The sequence below is a fragment of the Streptomyces sp. RPA4-2 genome (assembly GCF_012273515.2).
Classification (GTDB): Bacteria; Actinomycetota; Actinomycetes; order Streptomycetales; family Streptomycetaceae; genus Streptomyces; species Streptomyces kaempferi.
The window spans coordinates 3,062,781-3,080,240 of sequence record NZ_CP050975.2 but is presented as its reverse complement, the minus strand read 5'-3'; the positions used below and the strand labels follow the sequence as shown (position 1 = coordinate 3,080,240).

Below are 17,460 nucleotides of genomic sequence, written 5' to 3'. Positions count from 1 at the left end.
AACCTCAAGGCCCTCGACGGCGTCCGGCACCGGGTTTCGGGGTGTCAGGCGCCGAAGGAGTGCACCGTCGTCGTGCGGTAGGTCTGCCCCGGGCGCAGCACCGTCGAGGGGAAGGAGGGCTGGTTCGGGGAGTCCGGGAAGTGCTGGGTCTCCAGGCACATGCCGTCGCCCTGCCGATAGGTGTGTCCGGAGGTGCCCACCAGGGTGCCGTCCAGGAAGTTGCCCGAGTAGAACTGCACGCCCGGCTGGTCGGTCGCGATCTTCAGGGTGCGGCCGGAGCCCGGGTCGCGCAGGGTGGCGATGTGCTCGGGCCGGGCGGTGACGCCCTTGTCGAGCACCCAGTTGTGGTCGAAGCCCTTGGCGGTGACCAGCTGGGGGTGGCCTGCCCGGATGTCGCGGCCGACCGGCTTGGCGCGCCGGAAGTCGAAGGGGGTGCCCGCGACCTTCGACAGTTCGCCGGTGGGGATCAGACCGGCGTCGGTGGGGGTGAAGCGCCCCGCCGCCAGGGTGAGTTCGTGGTCGTAGATGCCGCCGCGGCCCTCACCGGCGAGGTTGTAGTACGTGTGGTTGGTGAGGTTGACGACCGTGGCCTTGTCGGTGGTGGCCTCGTAGTCGATGCGCCAGTCGCCGTGCCGGGTGAGGGTGTAGGTCACCTTCACCCGGAGCGTGCCCGGGTAGCCCATCTCGCCGTCGATGCTGGTGTAGTGCAGGTGCAGGCCGACGTCGGAGCCGGAGGTGAAGCCCTCGATGTCCCAGACCTTGGTGTTGAAGCCCTTGGCCCCGCCGTGCAGGCTGTTCACGCCGTCGTTGACGGAGAGTTGGTAGGTCTTGCCGTCGAGAGTGAAGCGCCCGGCCGCGATGCGGTTGCCGTAACGGCCGATCGTCGCCCCGAAGAACGTCGTACCGGCGACGTAGGACGCCAGGTCGTCGTATCCGAGGGAGACGTTCGCGTAGTGGCCGTGCCGGTCGGGGATCTCCAGGGACTGGACGATCCCGCCGTAGGAGATGACCTTCAGACGTGTGCCGCCGTTGGCGAGCGACCAGCGGTGGACCTTCGTGCCGTCGGCGAGCCTGCCGAAGAGTTCCTTGACCGGTTTCCCGCCCCCGGTGCCGGCGTGCGCGGTGCCGACGGTGGCGGCGGTGACACCCGCGGCGGCAGCCGCGGCGATGATCGTTCGTCTGCTGGTTTCCATATACGGCTCCTGCAGTGGAAGTTGAAGGCCCCCACCGAGGTGGGGGCCCTAGCGACTTACGAACCGACCTTGCGCTTGTTCCACACGTCGAACCCGACCGCGGCCAGCAGTACCAGACCCTTGATGACCTGCTGCCAGTCGCTGCCGATGCCGACGAGGTTCATACCATTGTTCAGCACGCCCAGGACGAGACCACCGATGATCGCGCCGAGGACCGTGCCCACGCCGCCGCTCATCGACGCGCCGCCGATGAACGAGGCCGCGATCGCTTCGAGTTCGAAGTTCAGACCGGCCTTGGGCGAGGCCGCGTTGAAGCGGGCGGCGAAGACCAGACCCGCCAGGGCCGCGAGCATGCCCATGTTCAGGAAGACCAGGAAGGTGACCTTCTTGTCCTTCACGCCCGACAGCTTCGCCGCCGGGAGGTTGCCGCCGATCGCGTAGATGTGGCGGCCGATGACCGCGTTGCGCATCAGGTAGCCGAAGCCGGCGACCAGGACGCCGAGGATCAGCAGGACCACCGGAGCGCCCTTGTAACTGGCGAGCAGCATGGTGACGGTGAGTACGGCGGCGATCAGCGCGACGAGCTTGAGCAGGAAGAGGTTCCTGGGCAGGACGCCGAGTGAGAACTCCTGCTGCCGCTTGCGGTCACGGACCTCCTGGAACACCACGAAGGCGATCAGGGCGATGCCGAGCAGCAGCGTGAGGTTGTGGTAGTTCGTGTCGGGCCCGACCTCGGGCAGGAAGCTGTTGGCGACCTTCTGCAGACCCTCGGGGAACGGGCCGATCGTCTGGCCCTTGAGGAAGATCTCGGTGAGACCGCGGAAGGTCAGCATGCCCGCCAGGGTCACGATGAACGACGGTATGCCGAGATACGCGATGAGGAAGCCCTGCGCCGCGCCCGCGGCCGCGCCGATGGCCAGGCACAGCACCAGGGCGAGTGGCCAGGAGAGGTTGTGGTTGACCATCAGCACGGCGCCGATCGCGCCCACGAACGCCGTCAGCGAGCCGACCGACAGGTCGATGTGGCCCGCGATGATGACGAGCATCATCCCGATCGCGAGGATCAGGATGTAGCTGTTCTGCAGCACCAGGTTGGACACGTTGCGCGGCAGCAGCAGGTCGCCGTTGGTCCACACGGCGAACAGCACCACGATCAGACCGAGGGCGAACAGCATGCCGTACTGCCGCATGTTGCGGCGCATGCCGTCCAGCATCAGCTGAAGCAGGCTCCCTGCCGTGTCCGAGCCGCTCTTCCCGGCCGGCGCGGGGGCCGGCGTCTTGGCGGTCACATCCGTGCTCATCGGGTTACCTCTTTGTCCTTTGTCATCTGACGCATCAGCGATTCCTGCGAGGCTTCCGCCCGCGAGAACTCACCCGTCAGCCGTCCCGCTGCCATCGTGTAGATGCGGTCGCACATGCCGAGCAGCTCCGGCAGCTCGGAGGAGATGAAGACGACCGCCTTGCCCTCGGCCGCCAGCCGGTCGATGACCGTGTAGATCTCGAACTTGGCGCCCACGTCGATCCCGCGGGTCGGCTCGTCCAGGATCAGCACCTCCGGGCCCGCGAAGATCCACTTGCTCAGGACGACCTTCTGCTGGTTGCCGCCCGACAGCTTGCCCACCGGCTCGAACACCGTGGGTGCCTTGATGTTCATCGACTTGCGGAAGCCCTCGGAGACCTGTCGCTCCTCGTGCTCGTCGACGATCCCGCGCTTGGAGACCTTGCCCAGGGCGCTGAGCGTGATGTTGCGGTTGATCGTGTCGATCAGGTTGAGGCCGTAGTGCTTGCGGTCCTCGGTGACGTACGCGATCCCGTGCCCGACCGCCTCGGACACGGTCTTCGTCCGGATCTCCTTGCCGTCCCTGTGCACCGTGCCGCCCGCGTAGCGGCCGTAGGCGCGCCCGAAGACGTTCATCGCCAGTTCGGTGCGCCCGGCGCCCATGAGCCCGGCGATGCCGACGATCTCACCGCGCCGTACGGTGATCGACACGTCGTCGACCACCTTGCGCTGCTGGTCGATCGGGTGGAACACGGTCCAGTCGCGGATCTCCAGGGCGGGCGCGGCTCCCTCCTGCGGGTGGTGCGGAGTCCGCTCCGGGAAGCGGTGTTCCAGGTCGCGGCCGACCATGCCGCTGATGATCCGGTCCTCGGTGGTCTCCGCGGCCTTCACGTCGAGCGTCTCGATGGTCCGCCCGTCGCGCAGGATGGTCACCGAGTCCGCGACCCGCTCGATCTCGTTCAGCTTGTGGGAGATGATGATCGAGGTCATGCCCTGGTTCTTCAACTCCAGGATGAGATCCAGGAGTTTGCCGCTGTCCTCGTCGTTCAGGGCGGCGGTCGGCTCGTCCAGGATGAGCAGCTTCACCTTCTTCGACAGCGCCTTGGCGATCTCGACGAGCTGCTGCTTGCCCACGCCGATGTCGGCGACCCGGGTCTGCGGGTTCTCGTCGAGCCCGACCCGCCGCAGCAGCTCGGACGCGTGCCGCAGCGTCTCGGTCCAGCTGATGAGCCCGCGGGTGGCGTGCTCGTTGCCGAGGAAGATGTTCTCCGCGATGGAGAGGTAGGGCACCAGGGCCAGCTCCTGGTGGATGATCACGATGCCGTGCTGTTCACTGGCCCTGATGTCCTTGAACGTGCAGACCTCCGACTCGAAGAGGATGTCCCCTTCGTAACTCCCGTGCGGGTGAACGCCGGAGAGGACCTTCATCAAGGTCGACTTGCCGGCGCCGTTCTCCCCGCAGATGGCATGGACCTCGCCCTGCTGGACGGTCAGAGTGACGTCCGACAGCGCCTTGACGCCGGGAAAGGTCTTGACGATCGAGCGCATTTCCAGGACGGGTCCCGCCATGGTCGTGCCTTCCAATCACTAGGAGGTGGCGGTTACTTGAGGTCGCTTTCCTTGTAGTAGCCGGTGGCGACCAGTTCCTTCTCGTAGTTGGTCTTGTCGACGCTCACCGGCTGCAGCAGGTACGCGGGGACGACCTTGGTGCCGTTGTCGTAGGTCTTGTCGTCGTTGATCTCGGGCTTCTTGCCCTTGAGCGCCGCGTCGACCATGTTCGAGGCCACCGTCGCGAGCTTGCGGGTGTCCTTGTAGACGGTCATCGTCTGGTCGCCGGCGATGATCGACTTCACCGACGCGAGCTCGGCGTCCTGGCCGGAGACGATCGGCAGCGGCTTGCTCTTGGACCCGTAGTCGTCCGACTTCAGCGACGACAGGATGCCGATGGAGATGCCGTCGTAGGGCGAGAGCACCGCGTCGACGTGGGCCGTCTTGTACGCGGAGGTCAGGATGTCGTCCATGCGCTTCTGCGCGGTGCCGCCGTCCCAGCGCAGCGTGGTGACCTGGTTCAGCTGCGTCTGGCCGGACTTGACGACGAGCTGCTTCTTGTCGATGTACGGCTGCAGGACGGTCATCGCGCCCTGGAAGAAGTACTTCGTGTTGTTGTCGTCGTTCGAGCCCGCGAACAGCTCGATGTTGAACGGGCCCTTCTTGCTGCCGTCCTTCAGACCGAGCTTGTCGACGATGTAACCGGCCTGCAGCTCGCCGACCTTGGTGTTGTCGAACGACGCGTAGTAGTCGACGTTCTTGGTGCCGAGGATGAGGCGGTCGTAGGAGATGACCGGGATCTTGGCGTCGGCGGCCTGCTGGAGCACGTTGTTCATCGACTTGTTGTCGATGGCCGCGATGATCAGCGCCTTCACACCCTGCGTGATCATGTTCTCGATCTGCGAGACCTGCTGGTCCGGGTCGTCCTCACCGAAGGCCAGCTTGGTCTTGTACCCCTTCGACTCAAGGTCCTTGACCACGTTCTTGCCGTCCCCGATCCAGCGCTCGGAGGACTTGGTCGGCATCGAGATGCCGATGGTGGCTCCCTTGATGTCCTTGCTGTCGCTCTTGCTGCCGCCGTCGCTGCTCTGGCCGCAGGCGGACAGGGACAGGGCGAGGGATGCGGCGCCGGCTATGGCGGTGAGGGCAGCTCTGCGATTACGCATGATCATCTTCCTTGATGTCGTGGACCGGACTCGGCCTCGCGATGCGGGGACGCTCCGCGGGGCGGTGCGAAGAAAAGACCGAGGAGAGGTGTGTGGGATTGTGCGCGGCCGTGTCGGCTTTTGTGAAGGGGAGTTAGTCGGAACGTTATGAGGAGGTGTCAAAACGCGACATCGGACCGGGAGTTCGCGAGCCGAGCGGCGCCATGTCGCCGTCCGCTCCGTGCCGTGCGAGCAGGTCCAGGGCGAGCCTGCCGCGCCGCACCCGCTCCCTGGCGGTGTTCAGGGTCAGATCCCGCAGGTGGTGGCCGTACGGGTAGATCCCGGGGGCCTTGGACAGGCCGAACTTCAGATAGATCGGTGCGCCGCGCCGGATCAGCTCGGCCACCTCGTACATCCGGACATACCCGCCGAGATCGTCGGGGGCTTCGATGTACATGTCCATGGGTGCGGCCGAAACCCGACGGATCTCCGTGAGGTGATCGAGCGTCAGGTCGCTCGGCACGTTGACGGAGTCAGCGCCGAGCCTTTCGTATACCGCGTACGAGGCCGGGTTGACCGGCCCCACGAGTGCCGAGAGCTTGAGCGTCGTGTCGGCCGGGATGATCCCGGCCACGCGCGCCCGGTGCAGCGTCCACAGCACGCCCTCGTCGGCGACGAGCAGACACTGGACGCCCAACTCCGTTGCCCTGACGGCGTCTTCGACACAGCCGGCCACCGCGTCGTGGCCGCGGGCGCGCAGTCCGCCGCCGCGGGAGTCGGAGCGTACCGAACCGCCGATGTCCCAGGTGCCGCGCGGACCGGTGAACAGACACAGCTCGATGTCGCGCGAGGCGGTGGCCTCGACCATCTCGGTGATCTCGGCGTCGGTCAGCATCCAGACACCGCTGCCCTGGCTGATGCGGTGGATCGGCACATCGAGCCGCGAGGACTCCTTGAGGACCACGGCCAGGGCCTCGGGACCCTCCACGGACGGGACCTCGGTGCGCCAGCGGCCGCCTTCCGGGAAGCTGTGCGGCGAGGCGTCGGCGGGGGAGAGGGCGGGCGCGCCCAGGCCGAGCGCGGCGAGTGCCTGCTCACCGGGTCGACGGGGAACCGAGGGAGAGGGGTCGGTCACTGGCTGTCCTTCATGTTCTTGTTCGTGATTTCGGACGGAGTTCGCGGCTCTGGGCGTGCGGAGGCCGGGTGGTACGCCGGTACGGAGCCGTCAGGTGACTCCGTACCGGCGTACGGCTAAGGACGCAGAAGGACCTTGCCGACCGCGGGATCGCCGGACCCCACCAACTCGATGGCCTCGGCGAACCCGGCGAGCGGCAGTTCGTGCGTGACCAGCGGCAAGGGGCTGAGCAGCCCCGCGCCGAACACCCGCACCGTGTGCGCCCAGGCCGCCGGCGGCGCCCCGAACACGGTGTGCACCTCCAACTGCCGTACGACGAGGTCGGTCGGGTCGAGCCCCTCGGCGCCCGGCGCCGGGATGCCCGTGAGGACCAGGCGTCCGCCGCGCCGGAGCAGGGAGGCGGCGGTGCGCGCGGCGGACGCGGACCCGGCGGTCTCGATGACGACGTCGAAGTCGGCGGGCAGTTCCTGGTCCTTCGTACGGAAGTCGGTGGCACCGAAGGTCCGCGAGAGCTTGTCCCGGTCGGGGCGGGTGCCCACGACGAGCAGCTCCCCGGGGGAACCCGCCCGCAGGAACTGGACGGCGAACATCCCGAGCGTCCCCGTGCCCACCACCGCGACCCGTTCACCGGGGCGCGCGTCCGCCTTGAGCGCGGCCGCCGCGACACAGGCGGCCGGCTCCAGGAGGGCCGCCGCCGTCAGGTCGGCGTCGTCCGGCAGGACGTGCAGCAGCCGGGCCGGCAGGGTGAGGGTGGCGGCCATCGCACCCGGCTGGGTGAAGCCCGTCTCCTCGTACCCCGCCGTGCACAGCGTGGTCTCGCCCGCGTGGCAGCGGTCGCAGACCTGGCAGTTGCGGAAGCCCTCGCCGACGACCTTGCGGCCGACGAGACCGGCGGGCACCCCGGCACCCACCTCCGCCACCGTCCCGGACCACTCGTGGCCGGGGGTGAGGGGATAACGCACGTACCCTTCGGGCCGGTTGCCCTGGTACACCTCGCGGTCGCTGCCGCAGATGCCGACGGCGTGGACCCGGACCAGCGCCTCGCCCGCGGCCGGCGGCACCGGCTCGTGGGCGGTCAGCCGGTGCTCACCCGGCGCGTCGACGACGACCGCGGTACTCACTGCGCCCCCTTCGGCCTGCGCTGCTCCCAGCCGTCCGCCCAGAGGTCGAAGCGGGCCTGCTGCTGCGGGAACTCGGCCGCCGCGTCGACGTCCAGCTCGACACCGAGACCGGGTTCGTGGGACAGCTCGAAGTAACCGTCGACGACCTGCGGGGCGCCCTTCACGACCTTCTTGATCTCCGCGTCCGCGAAGTCGTTGAAGTGTTCCAGGATCTTGAAGTTGGGGGTGCTGAAGCCGACCTGGAGGGAGGCGGCGGTGAGGACCGGGCCGCCGACGTTGTGCGGAGCGACGAGCACGTAGTGGGCCTCGGCGGTCGCGGCCAGCTTCCTGGTCTCCCAGATCCCGCCGAGATGACCGACGTCGGGCTGGATGACGTCGACGGCCTGGCTCTCGAACAGCTCACGGAACTCGATGCGGTCGTGGATCCGCTCGCCGGTGGCGATCGGGATGTCGACCTTGGCGGCCACCTTCTCCAGCGCCTTCAGGTTCTCCGGCGGCACCGGCTCCTCCAGCCACGCGGGCTTGAAGGGCGCGAGCTCGCGGGCGAGCCGGACGGCGGTCGAGGGCGAGAAACGGCCGTGCATCTCCAGCATCAGCTCGGTCTCGGGGCCGATCGCGTCGCGCACCGCCTCGATGAGCGAGACGGAGTAGAGCGTGGCCTCGTGGTCGAGCTCGAAGTGGCCGGTGCCGAACGGGTCGATCTTGAGGGCACGGTACCCGCGGGCGACGACCTCCTGAGCGGCCTTGTGGTACGCCTCCGGGGTCCGCTCGGTCGTGTACCAGCCGTTCGCGTAGGCCTTGACCCGGTCGGTGACCTTGCCGCCGAGCAACTGCCACACGGGGACGCCGAGCGCCTTCCCCTTGATGTCCCAGCAGGCCATCTCGATGACGGCGATGCCCGACATCACGATCTCGCCGGCGCGCCCGTAGTCGCCGTACTTCATGCGCCGGACGAGGTCCTCGACAGCGAACGGGTCGGAACCGAGAATGTGATTGGCCTCCGCCTCCCGCAGATAGCCGATCAGTGCGTCGGTGTGGCCCAGCATGCGGGTCTCGCCGACTCCGGTGACGCCCTCGTCGGTGTGCACCTGGACGTAGGTCAGGTTCCGCCAGGGCGTCCCGACCACGTGTGTGCTGATTCCCGTGATGCGCACGGCAGTTGCCCCCTGTGCTCTTGCGGTTCTGTTCGAAATTTCGTCACACGTTCGAAATGCTGGCGTGACAGTAGGATGCGGGCCCGGGAGTGTCAATGGGTCGAACGCGACGGTCGGCGGCGGATTTTGGCGGTATGCCTCGGGTCGTCGCACACGTGCCGCTGTGAACGAGGGGGGCGACGCGCCGAAACGGATGGTTCACCACACAACTTTCACAGCCGTGACTATCAACGGGACGCATGAGGAACTTAGTCTTCCGGCGTCATGGACTACTGCGACCCGTGCCGAAGGCACCTCAACGGCGCCCTTGCCTGCCCGGGGTGCGGCACCTCAGCCGAACAGCTCCGCTCATCCGCGGGCCGCACCGGGGCGCACCCGGAACCGGACGCGGGGACGAACCCGTACGACTCCGACGATCGGTACGAGAGCGAGGGCGCGTACGGGGAAGGCCCCGATGACGACGGCGACGACGGTGACGGGGGCGACGGGGGCGACGGCGGGGACGATGGTCGTCGCCGGACCGGCGGGCGACGGCGCGGGCGCGCTCCCGCCGGTGCGAGCCGGCGCGACCGGAAGGCCGCGGCGCACCGCAGGAGGCGCCGCAGGGTGCTCTTCGCCGGAGCGGGGCTGTTGCTCGCCGCGGGCGGACTGAGCCTCGCCGAACTCGGTATCGAGGCGCCCGGAGTGACCCCGCACGCGGCCAGCGCGGACGCGTCCGCCGACGGCGGCTCGGGTGCCTCCGCGGAGCGTACGGCGCGGCCGACCGGTGACACCGGCGGTTCCGGGGGCGGGGCGCCCACCGCCACGGGCTCGCCGAGTGCCTCGGCGTCGCCCTCCGCTTCCGCGTCCGAGTCCGCCAAGGGCGACAAGTCCAAGGACGGCGACAAGAAGGACACTCAGGGGCAGTCGGCCACGGCGGGGACGGGGGTGGGGCCCCGGTGTCGGCGCCCGCCTCCTCGGGGCCGCCGCGTTCCGCCACGACGCCGCCGGCCGCGCCGACGTCGGCGCCGCTTACCGTCGCACACGTGCAATCGTTTCCTGTGGTGGTGCACGTCGCCCCGCCGCCCGTCTCGTAGCTGGGGCTCCGCCCCGCCAGGGGCGCTGCGCCCCTGGACCCCCGCCTCGCCAGGGCTCGTCCTCAAACGCGGGACGGGCTGAAAATCAGCAGCCCAGGCCCGCACCATCAGCCCGTCCGGCGCTTGAGGACAAGGCCCTTGAGGCCGAACGGGGGTCTGGGGGCGGAGCCCCCAGTTACGGCGTCAGCATGCGCTGAAGCAGATCGCGCAAAGACACCCGCTCCTCACGCGACAGCCCCGCCAACGGCTCCCGGGCAAAACGCAGTGACTCCCGCAGGGAATGCGCCACCCGCCGCCCCTCCTCGGTCGCGGCCGCCAGCTTGACCCGCCGGTCGGAGGGGTCCGGGCGCCGCTCCACCAGCCCCCGCACCTCCAGCCGGTCCACGATCCCCGTCACGTTCGACGGCTCGCACTTCAGCTTCTGCGCCAGCCTCCGCATCGGCAGCGGCTCCAGCGACAGCAGACCGAGCAGCCGCGCCTGCGCCCCGGTGAGGGCGTGCTCGGCGGCGGCGTCCTCGTACTCCTCGTGGTAGCGCGCCACGACCGAGCCGATGAGGTCGACGACCTCCAGGGTGAGAGGGTCGATCCGGTGCGTCTTCTGGGTGGCCATGGCCTCCAGGCTACTCCCTTACTTGACATCATGAAATATTCAGGAGCATGGTTGTTTCAGGTAGTGAAGTATTAGAGCCGTAGTGCGCAGGCAAGCGTGCATGCATGCAGGAAAGGCACACACCCTCATGACCGACACCCAGCTTCCCTCCGTCAGCCGCGAATGGCACCTGACCGCCCGCCCGGTCGGCTGGCCGAAGCCCGAGGACTTCGCCCTGGTCGAGGCCGAGGTTCCGCAGCCCGGGGAGGGCCAGGTCCTCGTCCGCAACAAGTACGTCTCCGTCGACCCCTACATGCGCGGCCGGATGAGCGCCGCCAAGTCGTACGCCGCCCCCTACGAGCTGGGCGCGGCCATGCAGGGCGGTGCGGTCGGTGAGGTCGTCGCCTCCCGCGCCGAGGGGATCGCGGCCGGTGACCACGTCCTGCACTTCCTCGGCTGGCGGGAGTACGCCGTCGTGGACGCCAAGCAGGCCGTCAAGGTCGACCCTGAGGCCGCGCCGCTCTCCGCGTACCTCGGTGTCCTCGGTATGACCGGCCTCACCGCCTACGCGGGTCTCCTGCGCGTCGCCTCCTTCAAGGAGGGCGACTCCGTCTTCGTGTCGGGCGCGGCCGGTGCCGTCGGCAGCCAGGTCGGACAGATCGCCAGGCTCAAGGGTGCCTCGCGGGTCATCGGTTCGGCGGGCTCCGACGAGAAGGTGAAGCTGCTCGTCGAGGAGTACGGCTTCGACGCCGCGTTCAACTACAAGAACGGCCCGGTGGGCGAGCAGCTGCGCGAGGCCGCCCCCGACGGCGTCGACGTCTACTTCGACAACGTGGGCGGCGACCACCTGGAGGCCGCCATCGGCCGGCTGAACCGGGACGGTCGCGTCGCGGTCTGCGGCATGATCTCCGTCTACAACAACACCGAGCCCGCTCCCGGCCCGAGGAACCTCGCCCGTCTCATCCAGACCCGCGGCCGCATCCAGGGCTTCCTGGTCGGCGACCACTACGACCTGCAGCCGCAGTTCGTCCAGGAGGTCGGAGCCTGGGTCCGCTCCGGCGAGCTCAAGTACAACGAGACCGTCGTCGAGGGCATCGAGAACAACCTCGAGGCGTTCTTCGGCGTCCTGCGCGGCGACAACACCGGAAAGATGATCGTCAAGCTCTGACGCCCCGGCGGGGCTTCTGCTGGACTTCCGACATACGGTAACTTTTTTCCGAAGTCGTCGCGATCGTGGGCGCGAGTCGCGGCGGACCAGGGAGGAACGCACCGTATGTCCATCCAGCAGTCCGACGTCCTGTACACCGCCGTCGCCACCGCGCACAACGGCCGCGACGGCCGGGTCGCCACCGACGACGGCAGGCTCGACGTCGTCGTGAACCCGCCGGAGGAACTGGGCGGGAGCGGCGCCGGGACCAACCCGGAGCAGCTCTTCGCCGCCGGGTACAGCGCCTGCTTCCAGGGCGCGCTCGGCGTCGTCGCCCGCGGGCGGAACGCCGACCTCACCGGCTCGACGGTCACCGCCAGGGTCGGTCTGGGCAAGAACGACGACGGGTTCGGCATCATCGTCGAGATCTCCGCGACCCTCCCGGCCGTGGACGCGGCGACGGCGCGGGACCTGCTCGAGCAGGCCCATCAGGTCTGCCCGTACTCGAAGGCGACCCGCGGCGACGTCACGGTGACGCTCGTCTGACGGGCCCACCGACCGCGGCGCGGGCCGCGTCCCGGGAACGGGGCGCGGCCCGCGCGCGGTGGGGCGGGCGGCGGCCGGACCTCGCACCGCCTCAGGACACGGTCAGCAACGCCCGTGCCACTTGCGGGAATTCGCCCTTCGGGTGATCGCGGAAGAGCGGTTCGGTGCCGAAGAGGACCGCGTGCGGGCCGCTGATGACGCAGGCGTGGCCGCCGGCCGCTCTCGGGCCGCCGCCCGCCGTCGGCCGCCAGTGGCCCGAGACGAGCGGGTCGCCCGGCGCGTACGCCTGCTCGACGCGGACGTCGGGGCCGAGGCCGGTGAACCAGACGGGCGCGTAGACGAAGCTGTGGGCCGGAGCGCCGGACGTGATGCCGCCGTTCCCCGAATTCACCACGCGTACCACGCCGTTGGCGTCCGCGTCGCCCTCGACGGGCACTGCCGCGAGCAGACCTGTCGCGCTGGTGAGCGCGGCCCCGGAGGTGCCGCGTCCGACCAGTCCGTGGCTGCCGAGGAAGGCGTCGAGGGCCGCCCGCGCGGCCGGGTTCAGACGGGCGCGATCGAGTCCCGCCGACACGAACAGGACGTCCGCCGCGGACCAGTCGAAGCCCGCGTCGAGGACCGCCGTCGACACCGGTACGACGTCGAAGTCCATCTCACGCAGCGCGAAGAGCTCGCCCGGAGTGACTGCCGCGGCGACCCGGACCCGGTGCAGCAGAGTTCCCCGGGCGTCCGGGGCCGCTTCGAAGACGACGTCGTACCGCCGGGCGAGGGCGGTGGCCCGCGACCGCGCCGAGGAGGGCACGGCCGCGCTGCCGTCCGCCCGCCGCCGTACCGCGACCCCTTGCCGGAGCAGGGAGTTGAGCGCCGCGACCGCCTGGGGGGTGTCGAGACGCAGACGCAGGTCGCCGTGCGGGGCGACGTACCCGGCCGGTGCGGCCGCCCGCACCGGCCGGGCGGCGGCGGCCGCGGCCGCCGCCGGCAGGTCGCCGGCCCGTACCCGTACGACCGACGCGCCCCACAGCCGCCCCAGGCTCCAGCCGGAGATGTCGTACATCGTCGAGACCTTGTCGCTGATGTCCCGCCCGTCCGCCAGCAGCACGTTCGCCAGCCCGCGTCTGGGCTGGTGCAGGTCGACGACGTACGAGCCCCGCGCGTACGACCGTCCCGCGAGCCGGAAACCGCGGGCCTCGACGTCACCAATGCCACGGATGGCGCATCCCCGGCGCATCCCCGGCGGGTCGCAGAGGGCATGCTGGGGTTGGGCACCGGCGCGACGGAGGGCCGCGTGGGCTCCGGACCGATGTGCCGCGCGTGGCGAGGAGGGCCCATGTCCCCGATTCCGTCGCTCCCCAGCAGGGACGACCTGCTGCGCATGGCGCGCACGGCGACCGACGTCACCGGCCAACTCCTCGACACGGCGGGGAACATCACCAGAATCGCGCTCAACACCCTTGATCCCCGGGACGGGTCGGGGGCGGAGGCGCTGCGGGTGCTCCGGGAGACCACGGCGGAGCTGGCCGAGGCGAGCGCGTCGCCGCAGGCGCAGGAGGCCTTCTACCGCATCGTGGACACACTGACGCGGCTGGGGACGACCGGGGCGCCGCCGGCGACGCATCCCGTGAGTGAACCGGCCCGGGTGCTGCTGGCCGCCGTGGGCGACAGCCTGCTGCCGGTCCTCGACGCGGTGGAGCCCGCGGTGGAGGAGGCGGCCGCCGCGCTCGGGGAGCTGTTGGAGGCGGGGTCGCCGTTGCTGCCGACGGTCGCGGGGGTGGTGGCGGGGGTGCTGCTCGCGTCGACACCGGTGGTCCGCGCGGCGGCCGAGGTCCTGCGCGACGCGTCCCCGGAGCTCCGGCGCATCGCCGACGCGTCGACCGCGGCGCTCGCCGAGCGGGCGGCCACGGCGGGTGCGGGGGTGGTACGGGCCGCGCTGCCGCCGCTGGCCGACCTCACGGAGGCGGCGGCCGCCACGACGAACGCCGTCCGTCCCGTCCTGATCGCTTAGAGCGAGGAACTCCTCGTCTCCGGCCTCGAACGTCTCCAGCCACTGCTGCGGCCTCCGCGTCCCGGGCGGGACGGGTGGGGCGGGCGGCGGCAGTCCGGGTGTCGGCGGCGGTGTCGCCCGCGGCGGACGGAAGCGCGGTGGTGGCGGTGACCCCGGCGTAGGCCCGCTTAAGCGCCCACGCGTCCAGGGGCGCCGGGCACGGGGAAGGCGGCGGGGGCGCCGGTAAAGTGGCCCGCATGCGTGATCTCGGGGCAGGGTTCAACTACCTCATACAGGGCCAGCGATGGGTCGCACGGCATGGGAAGCAGTACGGATTCGGCCTGCTTCCGGGGCTGATCACCCTCGTGCTGTACGCGGCGGCACTCATCGCGCTCGCCGTCTACGGTGAGGACTTCGTCACCTGGGCCACCCCTTTCGCGGACCACTGGACGAGTCCGTGGCAGGGCCTCTTCCGCGGACTTCTGACCGCCGTGCTCTTCGCCCTCGCCCTCCTGCTCGCCGTGATCACCTTCACCGCGGTCACGCTCCTCGTCGGACAGCCCTTCTACGAGTCGCTCTCCGAGAAGGTCGACCGTGACGTCTCCCGGGACGGCACCGCCCCCGAATCCGGGCTGCCGCTCTGGCGCGAGCTGTGGATCTCCGGACGCGACAGCCTCCGTATCGTCGTACGGGCCCTGGTCTGGGGCATCCTCCTCTTCGCCCTCGGCTTCGTCCCGGTCGTCGGCCAGACGGTCGTCCCGGTGATCGGCTTCTTCGTCACCGGCTTCTTCCTCACCGAGGAACTGACCGCGGTGGCCCTCCAGCGCCGCCGCGTCGACCTCCGCGCCCGCCTCACCCTGCTCCGTTCCCGCAAGATGCTGGTCTGGGGCTTCGGCACCCCCCTGGGCCTCGCCTTCCTGGTCCCCGTGGTCGCCGTCTTCCTGATGCCGGGCGCCGTCGCGGGCGCCACGCTGATGGCCCGTGACCTGCTGGGCGAGGAGACGGGCGAGCCGAACCCGGACCGGGAGGACCAGGGGGACCAGGAGGACCGGGAGCTGGGGGCTACGGCGTGAACCAGGTTCTCGCGGTGGCCGTCATCACCGTCCTGGCCGGCCTCGGCGTCAGTCCCGCGTTCGCGCCGTCCCACTGATCCCCGGCGCGCCCGCGTCGGCGGCCACCGTCAGGATCGACCGGACCTGGGCGATGATGTCCAGCCGGTTGCGTACGAACCCGGGATCGGTGACCGTCCCGGTCGCCGGGTCCGTGTTGCCGGTGCCGAACTCGAGCACGGGCGTGTGGACATGGCCGCCCGGCAGGCTGTCGTGCAGGCCGAGGCGGTCGCGCAGCAGCGTCGCGCGGTAGGCGATCTCGTTGGAGAGATAGTCGCCGCCGCCCCCGGCACGCGCCGTCGAGCCCGGGGTCGGGCCGTCGGGGCGTACGACCGGATCGGTGCCTCCCGCCGGGATCTCGGTCACCGACGTGTGGTCGTACACCGGGAAGCGGCCCGTGTCCGCGGCCACGATCCGCGCGTACGGGAGGGTCGTCGTCGTCCACTGCGGCTGCGAGGCCGGATCGGTGACCGGGACCGTCCCGGTCCGTGACACGTTCTCGTTGTCCGGGTAGCCGCCCCGCCAGGCCCCGTTGGTCCGCTCCACGTCGAAGCGGCCGACGCGGCCCTGGCTCACGGTCGTGAACAGGTCCACGCGCGGCAGTTGCCGCCGCAGCGTCCGCTCCACCGTGCCGTCGGCGAAGTCCTGCCAGCGGACGGGGAAGACGGCGGTCTCGACCCGCGCGGGTCCGTGCGCCGTGCGGATCGTCGTGCCGTCGAGGGCGAGGGCCGTGGCCCCGGACGGATTGGAGGTCCGGACGTCCTGGTCCAGCGTGAACGGGTCGAATCCGGTGACCAGGATCCGCTTCAGGCCTTTGGCGCACGGCCAGTGGATGTCCTGCCGACCGCGCGAGGTCTGCTCCAACGCGTCGAGCAGACCGGTGCGTTGCGCGTCCGTCAGCCCGAACCGGGGCGTCCACTGCCGCACTTCGCGGGTCATTCCGAGCCGCGCCCAGTACAGTGGCCGGTCGTCGTCGCGGCTCAGGTCGCCGCCCGCGGGGCCGCGTCCCTGAGCCCGGTCCACGGCCCGCCGCCACAGCCGCGCACCCTGCCGGGCGACCACGTGCTCGGCCCTCGCGTACGAGCCCGACCGTTCCAGCGCCCGGGCGAACTCCGTCGCCACCGTGTCGAATCCGGAGCGCCGCAGAATCTCCTGGGGCGCGGCCCGGTCGAGCCGCCGCTCCTCCACGGTGGCGGAATCCACGGTGCCGGAATCCACGGTGGCGGAATCCACGGTGCCGGAATCCAAGGTGGCGGAGCCCGTGGTGCCGGAGTCCGTGAGGCGGGGGTGCGCCGCGGCCGACGCGGTGGGGACGGCGGCCGACCCCGCCATCAAGGTCAGTGCGAGTAATCCGATGCGAACGCCTTTGTAGGTCAAGGGAGTTCATGCCTTCCGTCGCCGTGGGGTGCTGCCGGACGGCCGCAGTATCGCGTGCCCGAGGGGGCGTACGCCATGAGGGGTGACGCGCGGTGCGACGGTCGTACGGGGAGCTCCGTCACACGGGGATCCGTGCCGCCGCCTCCCGCAGCGCGCCCAGGAACGCCGCCGTGGCCGGTGCCGGGGACCGGCCACGTACCGTCGCCGCGTACACCGCGCGGGCCGTCGCCCCCTCGTCGCGCACCGGAAGCAGGACGACGTCCGGGCGCACGGACTCGGCGGCGAGCGCCGGGACCAGGGTCACCCCGAGACCGGCGGCGACGTACCCCTGCTTGGCGGTCCACTCGGCCACGACATGCGCGACGCGCGGACGGAAGCCGTGCCGCAGGGCCGCGTCCAGAAGAGTGCCCTCGGGGCGGGCGGAGCCGGATATCCAGTCGGCGTCGGCGAGTTGGGGCAGCCGCACCGACGTCTCGGCGGCGAGCGGGTGACCGGCGGGCACGGCGACGTACAGGGACTCGTCGAGGAGATGGTGCAGGGCGTAGGCCTCCAAGGGGGCGCGGCCCGTCGTCGAGACGATCGCCAGGTCCAGATGGCCCGCGGACAGCCGGTCCAGGAGCGCGGGGGTCAGTCCCTCCTCGCGGCTGAGCCGTACCCCCGGACGGTGGGCGCGGAAGGCGGCGATGGCGCGCGGCACCAGTGCCGCGTCGGCCGTGGCGAAGGCCCCGAAGCGGAGCCGGCCGCCCGCCGCCTCGCGCAGCTCCGCCAGTTCGCGTCCGGCGCCGTGCAGCCGCTCGACCACCGTCTCGGCGTGCGGCACGAGGACCCGTCCCGCCTCCGTCAGCCGGACGCCCCGGGGCAGCCGGTCGAAGAGCGCGGCCCCGCCGAGCGCCGACTCCAGCGAGGAGATCTGCCGGGAGACCGCGGACTGCGTCCAGCCGAGGGTCCGCGCGGCCACGGTGAACGAACCGTGCCGGGCCACCTCCAGGAAGACTCGCAGCCAGGTGGTGGAGAGACCGGGTACGTCATGCGGGTCGGGCATGGGACCCATGCTAGACAT

The 17,460-nt window shown here is 70.5% G+C and carries 15 protein-coding genes and 1 pseudogene; 4 read left to right on the top strand and 12 right to left on the bottom strand.

Annotated features, from left to right (window positions below):
• Nucleotides 1-44: 44 nt before the first annotated feature.
• The 9 genes from HEP85_RS13320 to HEP85_RS13280 all read right to left on the bottom strand — a co-directional run bounded on the left by HEP85_RS13320 (nucleotide 45) and on the right by HEP85_RS13280 (nucleotide 10,261).
• The gene (locus HEP85_RS13320; RefSeq protein WP_168527975.1) at nucleotides 45-1,193 is read right to left on the bottom strand and encodes an aldose epimerase family protein; all 1,149 of its coding nucleotides are present in this window, start codon (nucleotides 1,191-1,193) and stop codon (nucleotides 45-47) included.
• A gap of 56 nt (nucleotides 1,194-1,249) precedes the next feature.
• On the bottom strand, nucleotides 1,250-2,494 hold the full coding sequence (gene mmsB, locus HEP85_RS13315) for a multiple monosaccharide ABC transporter permease (RefSeq protein ID WP_329287714.1): 1,245 nt from the start codon (nucleotides 2,492-2,494) through the stop codon (nucleotides 1,250-1,252).
• The gene (gene mmsA / locus HEP85_RS13310) at nucleotides 2,491-4,041 is read right to left on the bottom strand and encodes a multiple monosaccharide ABC transporter ATP-binding protein (RefSeq protein ID WP_168527974.1); all 1,551 of its coding nucleotides are present in this window, start codon (nucleotides 4,039-4,041) and stop codon (nucleotides 2,491-2,493) included. The genes mmsB and mmsA overlap by 4 nt, the downstream gene beginning before the upstream one ends.
• Nucleotides 4,042-4,073: 32 nt before the next feature.
• A complete protein-coding gene (gene chvE / locus HEP85_RS13305; protein WP_168527973.1) occupies nucleotides 4,074-5,192 on the bottom strand; it encodes a multiple monosaccharide ABC transporter substrate-binding protein in 1,119 nt (372 codons plus the stop codon).
• Nucleotides 5,193-5,331: 139 nt separating this feature from the next.
• The gene (locus HEP85_RS13300; protein WP_168527972.1) at nucleotides 5,332-6,300 is read right to left on the bottom strand and encodes a hypothetical protein; all 969 of its coding nucleotides are present in this window, start codon (nucleotides 6,298-6,300) and stop codon (nucleotides 5,332-5,334) included.
• 116 nt (nucleotides 6,301-6,416) lie between these two features.
• Nucleotides 6,417-7,421 carry an alcohol dehydrogenase catalytic domain-containing protein gene (locus tag HEP85_RS13295; protein ID WP_329287711.1) on the bottom strand — a complete coding sequence of 335 codons (1,005 nt, stop codon included), beginning with the start codon at nucleotides 7,419-7,421 and terminating at the stop codon, nucleotides 6,417-6,419.
• Nucleotides 7,418-8,575, bottom strand: coding sequence for a mandelate racemase/muconate lactonizing enzyme family protein (locus tag HEP85_RS13290; RefSeq protein ID WP_168527970.1), 1,158 nt, complete (start codon nucleotides 8,573-8,575; stop codon nucleotides 7,418-7,420). The genes HEP85_RS13295 and HEP85_RS13290 overlap by 4 nt, the downstream gene beginning before the upstream one ends.
• A gap of 348 nt (nucleotides 8,576-8,923) precedes the next feature.
• Nucleotides 8,924-9,163, bottom strand: coding sequence for a hypothetical protein (locus tag HEP85_RS13285; RefSeq protein ID WP_329526285.1), 240 nt, complete (start codon nucleotides 9,161-9,163; stop codon nucleotides 8,924-8,926).
• A gap of 663 nt (nucleotides 9,164-9,826) precedes the next feature.
• On the bottom strand, nucleotides 9,827-10,261 hold the full coding sequence (locus HEP85_RS13280) for a MarR family winged helix-turn-helix transcriptional regulator (RefSeq protein WP_168527968.1): 435 nt from the start codon (nucleotides 10,259-10,261) through the stop codon (nucleotides 9,827-9,829).
• A 127-nt stretch (nucleotides 10,262-10,388) separates the two neighbouring features.
• Between HEP85_RS13280 and HEP85_RS13275 the strand changes: the two genes are divergently transcribed.
• Together HEP85_RS13275 and HEP85_RS13270 are read left to right on the top strand one after the other, a co-directional pair.
• Entirely contained in the window at nucleotides 10,389-11,408 is a 1,020-nt protein-coding gene (locus HEP85_RS13275) for an NADP-dependent oxidoreductase (RefSeq protein WP_168527967.1), read from the top strand.
• A gap of 105 nt (nucleotides 11,409-11,513) precedes the next feature.
• Entirely contained in the window at nucleotides 11,514-11,933 is a 420-nt protein-coding gene (locus HEP85_RS13270) for an organic hydroperoxide resistance protein (protein ID WP_168527966.1), read from the top strand.
• A gap of 91 nt (nucleotides 11,934-12,024) precedes the next feature.
• Here the strand turns inward: HEP85_RS13270 and HEP85_RS13265 are convergent.
• Nucleotides 12,025-13,110: pseudogene (locus tag HEP85_RS13265) on the bottom strand (peptidase M28); the annotation flags it as partial.
• 150 nt (nucleotides 13,111-13,260) lie between these two features.
• On the opposite strand from HEP85_RS13265, the gene HEP85_RS13260 reads away from it, so the two are divergent.
• Complete coding sequence (locus HEP85_RS13260; protein WP_248001912.1) at nucleotides 13,261-13,935, top strand: hypothetical protein; 675 nt, start codon at nucleotides 13,261-13,263, stop codon at nucleotides 13,933-13,935.
• A gap of 236 nt (nucleotides 13,936-14,171) precedes the next feature.
• Nucleotides 14,172-14,987, top strand: a complete 816-nt coding sequence (locus HEP85_RS13255) for an EI24 domain-containing protein (RefSeq protein ID WP_168527965.1) — start codon at nucleotides 14,172-14,174, stop codon at nucleotides 14,985-14,987.
• A 48-nt stretch (nucleotides 14,988-15,035) separates the two neighbouring features.
• On the opposite strand, the gene HEP85_RS13250 is transcribed toward HEP85_RS13255, so the two are convergent.
• Both HEP85_RS13250 and HEP85_RS13245 read right to left on the bottom strand, forming a co-directional pair.
• Complete coding sequence (locus tag HEP85_RS13250; RefSeq protein ID WP_168527964.1) at nucleotides 15,036-16,355, bottom strand: pyroglutamyl peptidase; 1,320 nt, start codon at nucleotides 16,353-16,355, stop codon at nucleotides 15,036-15,038.
• Nucleotides 16,356-16,518: 163 nt separating this feature from the next.
• A complete protein-coding gene (locus tag HEP85_RS13245; RefSeq protein ID WP_248001911.1) occupies nucleotides 16,519-17,442 on the bottom strand; it encodes a LysR family transcriptional regulator in 924 nt (307 codons plus the stop codon).
• Nucleotides 17,443-17,460 lie beyond the last annotated feature (18 nt).